12 protein-coding genes are annotated in these 13,351 nt (G+C 40.2%); 9 read left to right on the forward strand and 3 right to left on the reverse strand.

Annotated elements, in window-relative coordinates:
* The 5 genes from K6G87_RS06110 to K6G87_RS06130 form a co-directional block, all read left to right on the forward strand.
* A partial coding sequence (locus tag K6G87_RS06110; protein WP_442863364.1) for an ABC transporter permease subunit occupies positions 1-525 on the forward strand: 525 nt, incomplete at its 5' end.
* Positions 526-623: 98 nt separating this feature from the next.
* On the forward strand, positions 624-2,219 hold the full coding sequence (locus K6G87_RS06115) for a response regulator transcription factor (protein WP_296834993.1): 1,596 nt from the start codon (positions 624-626) through the stop codon (positions 2,217-2,219).
* A gap of 12 nt (positions 2,220-2,231) precedes the next feature.
* The gene (locus K6G87_RS06120; RefSeq protein WP_296834995.1) at positions 2,232-4,076 is read left to right on the forward strand and encodes a cache domain-containing sensor histidine kinase; all 1,845 of its coding nucleotides are present in this window, start codon (positions 2,232-2,234) and stop codon (positions 4,074-4,076) included.
* Positions 4,051-5,073: a sugar ABC transporter substrate-binding protein gene (locus K6G87_RS06125; protein ID WP_296834997.1), complete on the forward strand. Its 1,023-nt coding sequence runs from the start codon at positions 4,051-4,053 to the stop codon at positions 5,071-5,073. Before K6G87_RS06120 ends, K6G87_RS06125 begins: the two co-directional genes overlap by 26 nt.
* Positions 5,030-6,088, forward strand: a complete 1,059-nt coding sequence (locus tag K6G87_RS06130; RefSeq protein ID WP_296834999.1) for a galactose ABC transporter substrate-binding protein — start codon at positions 5,030-5,032, stop codon at positions 6,086-6,088. Before K6G87_RS06125 ends, K6G87_RS06130 begins: the two co-directional genes overlap by 44 nt.
* 26 nt (positions 6,089-6,114) lie before the next feature.
* On the opposite strand, the gene K6G87_RS06135 is transcribed toward K6G87_RS06130, so the two are convergent.
* Together K6G87_RS06135 and K6G87_RS06140 are read right to left on the reverse strand one after the other, a co-directional pair.
* The gene (locus K6G87_RS06135; protein ID WP_296835001.1) at positions 6,115-6,768 is read right to left on the reverse strand and encodes an MIP/aquaporin family protein; all 654 of its coding nucleotides are present in this window, start codon (positions 6,766-6,768) and stop codon (positions 6,115-6,117) included.
* A gap of 231 nt (positions 6,769-6,999) precedes the next feature.
* Positions 7,000-7,626, reverse strand: a complete 627-nt coding sequence (locus K6G87_RS06140; RefSeq protein ID WP_296835003.1) for a TetR/AcrR family transcriptional regulator — start codon at positions 7,624-7,626, stop codon at positions 7,000-7,002.
* A 198-nt stretch (positions 7,627-7,824) separates the two neighbouring features.
* Here K6G87_RS06140 and K6G87_RS06145 point away from each other — a divergent pair, with 198 nt between their 5' ends.
* On the forward strand, positions 7,825-8,166 hold the full coding sequence (locus tag K6G87_RS06145; RefSeq protein ID WP_296835005.1) for an arsenate reductase family protein: 342 nt from the start codon (positions 7,825-7,827) through the stop codon (positions 8,164-8,166).
* Positions 8,167-8,249: 83 nt separating this feature from the next.
* Positions 8,250-9,767, forward strand: coding sequence for a nicotinate phosphoribosyltransferase (locus K6G87_RS06150; protein ID WP_296835007.1), 1,518 nt, complete (start codon positions 8,250-8,252; stop codon positions 9,765-9,767).
* A 502-nt stretch (positions 9,768-10,269) separates the two neighbouring features.
* Here the strand turns inward: K6G87_RS06150 and K6G87_RS06155 are convergent.
* Positions 10,270-11,598 (reverse strand): IS30 family transposase, encoded by a 1,329-nt coding sequence (locus K6G87_RS06155; RefSeq protein ID WP_296835009.1) that lies wholly within the window; start codon positions 11,596-11,598, stop codon positions 10,270-10,272.
* A gap of 282 nt (positions 11,599-11,880) precedes the next feature.
* On the opposite strand from K6G87_RS06155, the gene K6G87_RS06160 reads away from it, so the two are divergent.
* Positions 11,881-12,741 carry a Rossmann-like and DUF2520 domain-containing protein gene (locus K6G87_RS06160; protein ID WP_296835011.1) on the forward strand — a complete coding sequence of 287 codons (861 nt, stop codon included), beginning with the start codon at positions 11,881-11,883 and terminating at the stop codon, positions 12,739-12,741.
* A gap of 32 nt (positions 12,742-12,773) precedes the next feature.
* Positions 12,774-13,351, forward strand: a 578-nt coding sequence (gene panB, locus K6G87_RS06165; RefSeq protein ID WP_296835012.1) for a 3-methyl-2-oxobutanoate hydroxymethyltransferase, incomplete at its 3' end; no start/stop codon positions are given.

The following is a 13,351-nucleotide window of genomic DNA, read 5'->3' on the forward strand; positions in this document are numbered from 1 at the left end:
TTTGGTGCAGTTATAATGCTCTTTGCATACAAGCTTGCATATGCAGGTGGTATACCTACAGCTCTTGTATGGGCTCTTGCTATAGTTCTTATCTATGCATTCATAACAGAGAAGACAACAATAGGTCGTTACTTCTATACAATTGGTGGTAACAAAGAGGCTACAAGGCTTTCAGGTGTAGATACTAAGTTGATACTTTTCATTGCATACCTTAATATGGCAGTTCTTACAGTTGTAAGTGCATGGACAGTTGTAGCAAGATTCCAGGCTGCTAACTCAACAGCCGGAACCAACTATGAGATGGATGCTATCTCAGCCTGCGTTGTTGGTGGTGTATCAGCATACGGTGGTAAGGGATCGGTATTTGGCGTAGTTATCGGTGCTACGATCATTGGTGTGATCAACCTTGGAATGAGTATTCTTAGTATTGATGCTAACTACCAGAAGATCATCAAGGGTGTTGTACTTCTTGCTGCAGTTGCATTTGATATAATATCAGCAAGAATAGCAGCTAAAAAGAAATGATCATAATAACTAAAAACAGGCGCGGCCTTTGCTTGGCCGCGCTTTTTTCACGATATATGTAGTATAATTGACATAGGTTATTCTATGGAGGATGGATATTGGGATACAAATGTCTGCTTGTTGATGATGAAGAAGAAGTTATAAATGCCATAGTAAGAAAGATAGACTGGGAGGAGATTGGATACGAAACTCCTGCCTATGCACATAATGGGGTCGAAGCTTTGGAAATGGCAGAAGCTGATACTCCTGATGTTGTCATGACAGACATCCAGATGCCATATATGGATGGCCTTGAGTTTTCAAGACAGCTTCGTAAGATGTGCCCAGGCGTTAAGATCATTATTTTCTCAGGTTATGATGAATTTGAATATGCTAAGGAAGCCATTAAGCTTGAGGCTGAAGAGTATATCTTAAAACCGGTTAATTCTGATGAGCTTAGTAGTCTTTTTACAAAGATCAGAGAATCTCTGGATAAAGAGGCAGAAGAGCGCCAGAGTATCAGAAAACTTTCCAGATACTATGCGCAAAGTCTCCCGCTTCTTCAGGAGAGCTTCTGTTCTGAGCTCGTATCAGGTCGAATTCCCAAAGAGCATCTTAGTGAATATCTTCTTAATTACCAGATAGATCTGCAGGGGCCTGTCTATGATGTGGTCCTTATCCATACGTCGTCTACTCACGCACCTGAAGGTCTTAATCCTGTACTTCTTGGAATTTCAGTAAGAAGACTTGCTCAGGAGAGACTATTAGAAAAGTGGAAAGCCAAGTTCTTCTCTTATAAGGGAGATACTGCAATGATAGTCCAGATGGACGATTCAAGACAGGTTATTGAGCTTACGGATGACTGTGACAGCTTTTGCAGGCTTGCAAGGATTGCCTGTAAAGCAGTCGTAACTGTAGGACTTGGTATGGTATGCAATGATCTTATGGATACGGTTCATTCACTTGAGGGAGCTGTGCAGGCAATATCTTCAAGATCTATATATGGAATCGGTAAAGCTATAAACATTATGGAGATAGAGCCTTTACATGACAGTGATACGATCATGGATGATAGTGGTAAAACGCTTTCGGATATTTTAAGAAGGATAAGAGTGGAAGATACAATTGATATACCTTCAGAAGCCGGAAGATTTGTAGACGGATATGGCCGTAACCTTGGTACCATGAAGCTGTATGAGTATTTTATTACTGATACAATGAGTAGACTCTACAGATTTGCCCAGGAGAACCATCTTACAATAGACGATATTTTTATAGACAATACAATTGGTAATGCTCTTCCTGATGTGGAAGAGTTCAAGATCATTTTAACCGGCATACTTACTAGAATGCAGCAGATGATAGGAGATGCAAGAAGTAAGGGGCAGAAATCATTTGTATTTAAAGCAATGGAATATGTTGCAGCTCATTACAATGAAGAAAGTATCACTATAGAAAAGGTATGCAAGAATCTTGGGGTTAGCTCTGCATATTTTTCAACAGTATTCAAAAAGGAAACCGGTAAGACTTTTGTTACCTATCTTACGGATTATCGTATGGATAAGGCGAAGGAACTTCTTATGACAACTGACAAGAAGACTTATGTTATTGCACTGGAAGTGGGTTTTACAGATCCTAATTATTTTAGTTATGTTTTCAAACGCCAGTATGGTATAACACCTTCAAAGTTCCGAAATAAAGGGGAAAACTCTTAATAAGGGTTATTTATGGGTATTTTCAAGTCAAGGGCTCAAAAGGTTCAAAAAGGTCGAAATGAACTTAAGAAAAAGTTTGGATCTCGTAACATACAGATTCTGCTTCTGACCTCATATACAATTGTATCAGTGCTGTCCATGAGCCTTCTTGGTGCAGTCCTTTACAGGAGTTTTGCATCTATATCAAGGAGCGTAGCAACTGATAATGCAAGAACTATCCTCTCTTCTTCATGTGAAATGCTTGAAGATTATCTAAAGAAGATGAGGCAGCTTTCTGATGCCTTTTATTATACATCCATACAGACATCTGACATTCATGTTGATGCTATTGGAAGCCAGATGAATCTTCTATATGAATCCAACAAAGATTATCTTGTTTCAATGGCTCTGTTTGAATCTAACGGAAGGCAGATAGGAGCAGCTCCGTCAGCTATTCAGAAGGACAATATAGATGTTACAACTCAGCAGTGGTTCACTGATGCTGTTAACGAAGTTGAGAACATGCACTTTTCTACTCCTCATGTACAGAACCTTTTTAGTGATTCATCAAACAGATACTACTGGGTAATCTCCCTTAGCCGATCTGTCATGTTCACAAGGGGAGGTATTCCCAAACAGGGAGTACTGCTTGTAGATATGGACTATTCGACTATTTATCAGATGTTTGATGTCTTAAACAGCTCTCTTTCCCAGGGATATATATATCTATGTGATAACGAAGGAAGGATCATATATCATCCCCAGAACATGCAGATAGTATCTGGATTATATGAAGAGAACAATAAGCGCGTAGCTAAATATTCAGACGGAGTATATGAAGAGACCTTTAATGGTGAAAAGAGAATTGAGATAGTCAATACTATAAGCTATACCGGCTGGAAACTTATAAGCGTTACTCCTACAAGAACTCTTCCTGTTGTACTTAGGAGTACGAGATCTTTTATGATGCTCATAATCCTTCTTGTAATGCTTGCGGTACTTCTTCTAAACAGACTGATATCAGTAAGAATATCAAGTCCTATTAGGAAGCTTACAGCATCAATTCATGATATTGAAGTTACGGAGAAAAGTGTTCCTACTGTATATATAGGAGGCTCAAACGAGGTTCAATATCTTGGAAGCACACTTCAAAAACTGCTAAATCAGATCTCTCTTCTTATGGGAGATATCATAAAACAGCAGGAGGAAAAGAGGAAAAGTGAGCTCGATGCTCTTCAGTCTCAGGTCAATCCGCACTTTTTATATAATACTCTCGATTCTATCGTCTGGATGGTCGAAGATGGCAGGAATAAAGAAGCTGTATATATGATAACAGAGTTATCATCTCTGTTCAGGATAAGCCTTTCCAATGGAAGAAATATCATAAAAGTCAGCGAAGAAATAACTCATGCCAAGAATTATACCAATATACAAAAGGTAAGGTTCAAGGATTCATTCACCATTAGCTATGATATAGATCCTGAAATAATGGACTGCTGCATAGTAAAGCTTGTAGTTCAGCCTCTTTTGGAAAATGCCATCTATTATGGTGTCAAAGGAATGGAAGATCAGGGAAATATATGCGTCAGAGGTTATAAAAAGGATAAAAGCGTCTATATAGAGGTTGAAGATAACGGTTATGGAATGAGCCCTGAGCAGGCTGAGGGACTTCTTACAGAAGAAGGAAGGACAAGAGCAAGAGGCTCAGGAGTTGGACTTATTAACGTGCATAGAAGGCTGCAGCTTAGATTTGGCGCAGAATATGGCCTTTTGATAGATACAGAAGCAGATGAAGGTACTAAGGTAACTATTCATATGCCTTATATAGAGTATTCGGAGGAAAGCGCAAAAGATGTGGAATCCGCGGAATATATTTAATGAAAGTAAGTGGCTGGCTGCCATAATAACTGCGATTGTCATAGGCATTGTCGTCTGCGCTATAGATGTTATAAATGTTGATGGAAATGAAGAAAAGTATCAGATATCTGTAATAGTAGATGACAGTAACAGCGCAAGGTGGGACAGCTTTCAGATAGGACTAAGACAGGCAGCAAGAGAAAAGGGGATAAGACTCAATTATGTTACAACAGATTTTGAGGCAAGCCCTGAGAAAGAAAAAGTCCTTATAGATCAGGAGATCAAAAATGGAGCAGATGCGCTTATAATACAGCCTTGCTCAGAGAACGGAGCACCAGATATTCTGTCAGATATTCCGGAAGATATCTGTATTGAGCTTATTGATAATGAACTCGAGATAGATAATCTTGTAAATAAGAACATAAGCTATATAGGTGCTGATAGTGATGAGATAGGTACAGAACTTGCAGTAAGGATCAAACAGGAATATGGAAATTTTACAGGCCTTAGAATAGGTATACTTGCAGGTAACCTTAAACTTACCTCTAATCAGGAAAGGATTGATGCTTTTAAGAGAATATCAAGAGAATCCGGTGCGCGGATAGTTTTTAGCGTAGAAGCAACATTGCTTTCAGAAAGGGAGATAGGTGAACTTGTAAAGACCAATAAAGCGGATATCCTGGTAGCTCTTGATAATGATGTTACGGAGACAGCGGCAGAATATATTCAGAAGGTTGAAAATTATAATACCTATCCTTCCAATGAGCAAAAAAATGTAAAGCTTTTCGGTATAGGCTGTTCTCCTGAAAACATCAATAATCTTGATAAGGGTACAACTAAGGGGCTGATCGTCATTAATGAATATGAAATGGGGTATATGGCGATCATAGAACTATCAGATAAGCTTATGGGAAGAAATAGTGAAGTAAACAATTATACAGTAGGATATACATATGCAACGGGGGACACGATGTATGACGAAGGTAATCAGCAGATTATATTCCCGATCGGAGAATAGACGGAAAATAATATCAATCAATATTATATTAATAATACTTTTAGTATCTATTACAGGATGCAGTGATACCAAAAGTGATGAAAAAGAAACAATACGTATAGGTGTGTCTGTCTATGACAGCCGTGATACCTTCATAACCCAGCTTATGGATGAGTTCAACAGTTATGCAGATCCTGATGTTACTGTTGTAACATATAATGCGGGTCAGAACATGAAAGAACAGAATAATCAGATGCAGGATATGATAGATGGAGGCTGTGATGTTATATGCATCAATCTTGTTGACAGAACAGAACCGGAACAGATAATCGATCTTGCACTTTCTTATGATGTGCCTGTTATCTTTTTTAACAGAGAATTAACTCAGGAGGATCTGCAAAGATCTGATAAGTTCTATTATGTCGGATCTGATGCAATGGAGTCAGGAATAATGCAGGGCGAGCTTGCAGCTGCGGATATACTTGATGAAGGCACTAATATAGATACTAATAATGACGGGATGATACAGTATGTGATGCTTCAGGGAGAAGCGGGGCATCAGGATGCTATTGTAAGAAGTGAATATAGCGTAGAAACCTTGATAGATAGTAAGATTCAGCTCGACAGAGTAGGACTTGCCATTGCAAACTTCAACAGGACTCAGGCACAAAGCAAGATAGAACAGCTTATAAATTCAGATGCTCAAATAGAACTGATACTGGCAAATAATGACGATATGGCGCTTGGAGCAATCGATGCATATCTTAATGTATACGGTGAAAATGCCAAGCTGGAAATGCCTGCAATTTATGGAATAGATGGAACGATTGGCGGTCTAGAAGCGATCAAGATGGAATATATGAGAGGAACTGTTTACAACGATAAAGAAGGACAGGCTCATGCAATGTATGATCTTGCCATAGCACTTGCGACCGGAAGATCTTTAGATGATCTTGGTATAGAAGATGGCCACTACATAAGGCTTCCCCATACCAAGATCACACTAGACAACGTCAATGAATACCTGTACCAATGAAAATGCCGTGCTTTTAAAGACTATGATCAGTTATCAAGATATTTGTAGCAAAGGGCTGCAAGGGCTGCGCCGATAAGGGGAGCAACTATAAATACCCATACACAGGTAAGGGCGCTTCCGCCTGCAAGGAGGGCTGGTCCAAGGCTTCTTGCGGGATTAACGCTTGTGCCTGTAAAGTGGATTCCAAGAAGGTGTACAAGTGTGAGTGTAAGACCTATTACAAGGCCAGTTACACTGCTAAATCCGTCGCGGGATGTAACGCCAAGGATAGCGATAATGAATACAAATGTAAGAATGATCTCAATGAGGATTGAAAGGAAAACGTTGTCATTATAAAGGCCGTTGGCACCAAGGCCTGCATCTATATCTCCTGATGTTGCGAATATCTTAAGGATCAGAGCTCCGATGACACCACCTATACACTGGGAGATCACGTATGATATAAATTCATTTACAGACATCCTGCCGGATATAAGCATTGCAAGAGATACAGCAGGATTAACATGACATCCTGAAACATTACCAATTGAATATGCCATGGCAACGATTACAAGACCAAAAGCAAGAGCAGTTGCAACATATCCTCCAGGTACGTCACAACCAATTGCGGCAGCAGTTCCGCAACCAAATACTACCAGTACACAAGTTCCCAAACATTCTGCAATACATTTTTTTAGCATGGATTTCCCCTCCTCTTTGGTATGAGACAGTAAGCATACATTCAAGTCTCGCATGCAATTATTGGCGCGGGAATTGTGTCAGCTTTAGCTGATATATACGCTTACTATAAAATGTATGAATACGATAATATTATAACACAATCACGTATATTATCCTTATTTATCAATGCGATAATGTATTGTTTTTGGGGTGTATAACTAAATCAATCTGCGAGTTTAACCTTCAATTATTCATTTTGATCTAATGCTTTCGAGGTAGAGGGCGGCCTGGTTGGTGATGAATTCCTCGCTGTAACCCTGCTCTTTAATGTAGAAAGAGACTCTTGGAATGACTCTTTCTGCAAGCCCTAAAAGGCCATTGGATATGGTGAGGACCTGAAGAGATGGATCGTCGAAATGTCTGATGCTGCCATCTTCCATGCCACGTTTAAATGAGGTCAGCCAAGGGTCTGACTTTGAATCTGTTTTGATAAAATTCTTGAAGCTCTCCACTTCTTTACTTTGAGGATAAGCATTGGTATACAGGCAATCGAAATCCCTTATGAAGGTTACGGAATCAACTTCATGTATAAGAGCTTTGGCTCTTTGATCTACGTACCAGGAGAATTCTTCAAAACCGTTTTTAAAGCTGGCATCTTTGGGAAGGGCAGTTGAAGATCTGGTGATGATCTCTAGAGACTCTTCTACGAGTTTGATCATGATATCACCCTTACTTGAAAAGTGTCTGTAAAGAGTACTCCTGCTGCAGCCTATTTTTTCTGCAAGGACCTTCATATCAAGGTTGGCTATACCATTTTTTATGATCATCTTTTTGGCGAGCTTTAAGATCTTTTCTTCTGTTGCACTTCCATCTCTCATAAGTTACTCCTGTAATTATGGTCAGGATATTAGACTTGACCGATTAAGCTGATTATAACATACTTGAGTTTAGGTAATACATGACTATAAAACGAAGTAACTAAATTCATGACTGTGGACATAAAGTAACAATGATACATGATCATGTAAGTAAAGTGCCATATAGTCATGACGTGCGACTGTAAAGTGAGGCTGATTATGAATATACAGATATTTGGAACTAAAAAGTGTAATGATACTAAAAAGGCAGAGCGATTCTTCAAGGAACGCGGCATTAAATATCAGTTCGTCGATATGAAGGAAAAGGGCATGAGTAAGGGTGAGCTTATGTCGGTTGCAAGTGTTAATGGCGGAATCGACAACATGATAGATCAAAATGCCAAAGACAAGGACACGCTGCTTCTTATAAAATATATAGCTGATGAAGATAAGGTTGATAAGATTCTTGAGAATCAGCAGGTCATAAAAACTCCTGTAGTCAGAAACGGTAAACAGTCAACACTGGGTTATCAGCCTGATGTATGGAAAAAGTGGGAGTAATATCCTGACATTTATTTACTAAATATCGTTAAATGTATACTATAATTATGTGTAGCAGTGTCTGATGACAGAAAGGACAATGTATGAGTAATGTAAATGTAGAACCTTATATTCCGGATGAAGATTATGACAATCCTGCTATGGTAACGGACTTTTATGAATTCACTATGGCCAATTCTCTTTTCCTGCACGGATACAAAGATACTATCATGGTATTTGATATGTTCTTCAGGGAGAATCCCGACAAGCAGGGCTATTCAATCAGTTGTGGGCAAAAGAAGCTCATGAAATTCCTTCTTGATTATCACTTTACCGACAGGGATATCGTATGGCTTCGCACGAAAGGTATGAGCGAGGAGTTCTGTGAATATCTTCGCACCTATAAGTGGAAGGGCGATGTATATATGTTAAAAGAGGGTACTGTTGCATATCCTCAGGTTCCCATGGTCAGGATTGAATGTGACATGGTTGGAGCTATCCTCATTGAAACATATCTCCTTCAGACCATGAACTTCCATTCACTTATTGCAACCAAGGCAACAAGGATTACAGGACTCTCCACTCACCAAAAGCGTAACGTAATGGAATTTGGTACAAGAAGAGCTCAGGGCGAATCTGCAGGTAATGACGGAGCATATGCAGCTATACTTGGAGGCTGTATCGGTACAGCCAACTGTCTTGCAGAGATGAAATTTGGCCCCGAAGTTAAGGCTGTAGGTACTATAGCGCACAGCTTTATAGAATTTTTCCCAACAGAGTTTGATGCATTTAAAGCTTATGCTACTACATATCCTGATAACGTATCGCTTCTTCTTGATACCTATTCAACCTTTGAGTCGGGGCTTCCTAACCTGATAAAACTTGATGACTGGCTTATAGAGAAGTATCCGGATGATCCGGGTAAGCGTGTTAAGTCTGCCCGCATTGACTCAGGTGACCTTGCACGTGGTTACAAGAAGCTTCGCAAGGCTCTTGATAAAGCCGGTAAGCCCTATGTAAAGCTTGTTGCATCCAATTCTCTTGATGAAAAGAAAATGGCCAATATGGAGATGTATGAGGATGCTCATTTTGACTCCTACGGAGTTGGTGAAAAGCTCATAACTTCAGCTTCGAGCCCTGTATTTGGCGGAGTATATAAGCTTGTTGCCGTCAAGGAAGCTGACGGAAGTTATACGCCTAAGATGAAGTGCTCTGATTCTGCGTCCAAGGCTATAATCCCCGGAAAGCTTATGGCATGGAGAGCTTATGATGAAGAGGATAAGGCTCAGTGCGATATCATATCCTGTGATGATGAAGTTATAGAAGCTGGAAAGCCTATAAAGATTTATAACCTTGATCCGGATGCTTTTGATCATATGAAGACAATAACTCCTGTAAGAGTAGAGAAGATCCTCATACCGCATATAGTAGACGGCAAGCAGGTGATCGATACACCTACAATAAGTGAAAGCAGAGACTATATTAAGGATCAGCTTGAAAATCATACCTGGGAGTCAGAACTTCGTCCTGAAGTGCCTCATCAGCACTATGTAGATCTGACACCTAAAGTATATGAGATGAGAGCAAAGCTCTATGAGCAGCTTCATGGCGGAAGATTATAATATATTTGTTCGATTGAGTGAAAATTTAAATTCTGCATGTAATTGTAAATTCCATACTGAAGACTAAATTCAGCTTTTTGAGGGTTTGACATATTTTGTCAGACCCTTTATTGTGGAATTTAGCCACTTTGGCGATATGTAAAATAAAAAAGAGTATGCGGTCGCTGACAACTGGAATTGGGTTCTGCAAGACTGAATTCCACCTGTCTGAGTGGTTCTATATGGTGGGTCTCGTTCGCAGATTTTCTTTATTTTACAGCTTCGTCTGGTGGCTTTTTTGATTCATGTTTTGGCGCCAGTCCGCCACCCTTGACAGGCGCTTAAAGAAACGCTGGTCAGCCTTGCCGACGATGGGGAACTCAAGAACAGCTTCTTTACCCACATCGTCGAAGTGGCCAATTGTAGCGTTTCTTTAAGTACCTATCAAGGGCAATGCCTCGCCTTGGCGAGGTGGCTGGGTTATAGCCTCTGATTCTGAATCTAAGAACAGCTTCTGAGAGCTTTATACCTCGATCTTTCCTTTTAAAAGTGCCGGAGTAAGTATTATCTCATCAGCAGGGATTTCCCTTAATCCAAAGTGTTTTAACAGCTTTTGGGGAAGCATCATCTTTGCAAGCTTAAAGGGAGTAAGGCCTCCGAGGCTTTCGCGGTTGGCGCTGTTTATGTGACTCATCATGAGGTTTACATCTTCCTGAGCTAGTCTGTCGAAGGTTGTTGTTGTCTGAGGGCAAATCTTGCGTATATACTCATGATTTTTCTCACAGTGAGGTTTCTGCCACGAAGCCATTGGATCACAGTAATAGATGTTGGTTCTTAATACGTTATCTATACCGCATTCAAGGGCCTCAGGATGCTTAAATTCTCCTCCACGGTCTGTGACTATCAGAGGCATGGTTCTGCAGAACAGCTCCGTACCAATGGCCTTGTTGATATCATCAAATGTGTTTTCTACACCAATGGCTTCCTTTGAATTGAGAAGATATGCCATCATGAAATCCGCAGCACAAAAATGGAGAGTGAGAAGCACTTTGTGGCTTCCTTCCGGTCCTACAACAGTGTCCATCTCTGTGATCTTTGTGTCAGGATACTCTTTGATGAATGCTTCATAGTCCTTGTATGTTCTGCCTTCAAAGATTCCGGTATCATCAATTTCAGACGCGTGTGCTTTGCGTGGCTTATATGTTACCTTTTTGGGGAGATCCAGGTTGCTTACCGATAGAGCGCCATTGTCAATGTAGTTGTAAATAGTCTTCTCACACTGAGATATTTCAGGGTGGTTCTGAAGAATCATGTATGGTGATTGTCCATTGAGGATCAACGGGCTGACAGTTGCATCAAGTGTTGCTAGATCCTCTTCGGTTATGTTTATGCCTCGTCTGGACTCTACAAGAATAGTTTTATACTCACTCTGAGCACGTACTGCACGATAGAAATATTTATCCAGCCTACAGCTTCTTTTCTTGTTGCATCCATTACAGACAAAGGGAGCTTTATCAGTCAAAGGGCAGTGATAGTCATATGGAACATAATCCTCACAGTAACTATGACATTTACTACAGCGTTTGCATTCTCTGTTGCAGAAAGGGATTGTCGTGCATACATGTTTTTTGTGGCAGTCTCTGGCATTAGCACACCTAAAGGGCTTTTCGTTAAATGTGTTATGCATTTGAAACACCCTGTGCTTCTTAACCTCTTTGGCTATGGTTGTTGGATCTTTTCCAAGTTCAATACCAATAGCTCTGAAAGAGACAGATGCATCCAATCTCTTTTCAATAACAACTCTGTTATCCTGGTTCATATGTTTCTGGTTGGTCTGTATCTTATTAGACATGGTTCCTCTTTCTACTGCGAATGAGAACCTGTATAAGAATACATACATATGAATCAGAGTGTAAGACTTAATTCCGTATCATGTGGAATTTACTTTTATTTTCTAAGAATATATTTGTTCTTTATTGTTCCTATTTACAATTTTAGACCATGGTGTTAAATTTCTATATGGTGCTTATGGCACAAGCGGATGGTATCTTACAAAAGTAAGAACTGTACCGACAAGAGAATGAAAGTCCGGAATGAAGTCGCGTCCTCCGTTTTTTAGACAAGGAGATATGCGATGAAGATTGGATTTATAGGAGCAGGTAAAGTTGGTTTTAATCTGGGAAAATATTTCTCGGAAAAAGGTGTTCAGGTGACCGGCTATTATAGTAGGCACCCAGAATCAGCAAAAGAAGCAGCAGATTTTACAAATACAAAATGTTACGACACTCTAAAGGGTTTGGTTTATGAGAGTGACGCGATATTCTTGACTGTTCCGGACAGTGTGATTTCTTCAGTGTATGAAGAGATCAGATCTTTTTCTATATCGGGTAAACAGATAATACATTGCAGCGGAGCTATGACTGCGGATCAGGCCTTTCCTGATATTGCAGATACAGGCGCGCAAGGTTTTGCAATACATCCGTTATTTCCTTTTAGCGACAGATACAGTGCTTATAAGGATCTTGCGGGTGTATTTTTTTGTCTTGAACAAAGAGACGGTGTCTCTTTCTGGGAGGATTTTCTACAAAATCTCGGAATAAGGACAAAGATATTAGAAGATAGTCAGAAGACTAACTATCATCTGGCTTGTTCTATAGCTTCAAATCTTGTGTGCGGCCTATATGAGATGTCTAAAAGACATCTGGTTGAATCAGGCTTTAGCGAAAGTGAAGCAGTTGAGGCGGTAGCGCCCCTTGCAAGGGCTAACCTTGAAAACATACTTTCAAAAGGCCCGGCTATGGCGCTCTCAGGACCTGTAGAAAGAAATGATGCAGGTACGCTTTCAAAGCACATGGCTCTTTTGACAGACCAGGGAGAATATGAGATATACAAAAATTTATCTCTTATACTTACAGATCTTGCTAAGAAGAAGCATCCGGAAAAAGATTATACGAACATATGTCAGCTGTTAGAAAACGATCAGCAAAATGTGTGATCAGTTCAATAGACTGACGGAAGGGAAAAGAAATGAAACAGACAGTTGCGACACTTCGCAAAATGAAAGAAGAAGGAAAGAAAATATCACAGCTCACTTGCTACGATTACACAACCGCAAGGCTAATGGACGAAGCCGGTATCGATATGATACTTGTTGGAGACAGCCTTGGAATGACTATGCAGGGATATAACGATACACTTCCTGTAACACTTGATGAGATGATCGTGTATGGAAGGAGCGTTGCAAGAGCTTGTCAGAATACATTTGTAGTTATAGATATGCCATTTATGAGTTATCAGATATCTCCTGCACAGGCACTTGAGTCTGCAGGAAGGATCATGAAAGAAGCTCCCGGAGCAGGAGCAGTAAAGCTTGAAGGAGGCGCTCTTATGGCTCCTCAGATCAAGGCCATAACAGATGCAGGAATTCCTGTTGTAGCTCATATAGGAATGACACCTCAGTCTGTTAACGCATTTGGTGGATTTAAGGTACAGGGTAAGGGCGAAGTCAATGCAGAGCGTGTCCTTCAGGATGCACTTGCCGTTCAGGAAGCAGGCGCCTTTGCAGTAACTCTTGAGTGCGTTCCACCTAAGCTTGCAGCTCTTAT

The sequence above is a fragment of the Butyrivibrio sp. genome (assembly GCF_024699075.1).

What these genes read in the sequence shown, in the direction of transcription:
- K6G87_RS06120 (WP_296834995.1), top strand. Translation starts at nt 2,232, where the DNA reads ATGGGTATTTTCAAGTCAAGGGCTCAAAAGGTTCAAAAAGGTCGAAAT.
- K6G87_RS06125 (WP_296834997.1), top strand. Translation starts at nt 4,051, where the DNA reads ATGTGGAATCCGCGGAATATATTTAATGAAAGTAAGTGGCTGGCTGCC.
- K6G87_RS06130 (WP_296834999.1), top strand. Translation starts at nt 5,030, where the DNA reads ATGACGAAGGTAATCAGCAGATTATATTCCCGATCGGAGAATAGACGG.
- K6G87_RS06135 (WP_296835001.1), bottom strand. Translation starts at nt 6,768, where the DNA reads ATGCTAAAAAAATGTATTGCAGAATGTTTGGGAACTTGTGTACTGGTA.
- K6G87_RS06140 (WP_296835003.1), bottom strand. Translation starts at nt 7,626, where the DNA reads ATGAGAGATGGAAGTGCAACAGAAGAAAAGATCTTAAAGCTCGCCAAA.
- K6G87_RS06145 (WP_296835005.1), top strand. Translation starts at nt 7,825, where the DNA reads ATGAATATACAGATATTTGGAACTAAAAAGTGTAATGATACTAAAAAG.
- K6G87_RS06150 (WP_296835007.1), top strand. Translation starts at nt 8,250, where the DNA reads ATGAGTAATGTAAATGTAGAACCTTATATTCCGGATGAAGATTATGAC.
- K6G87_RS06155 (WP_296835009.1), bottom strand. Translation starts at nt 11,598, where the DNA reads ATGTCTAATAAGATACAGACCAACCAGAAACATATGAACCAGGATAAC.
- K6G87_RS06160 (WP_296835011.1), top strand. Translation starts at nt 11,881, where the DNA reads ATGAAGATTGGATTTATAGGAGCAGGTAAAGTTGGTTTTAATCTGGGA.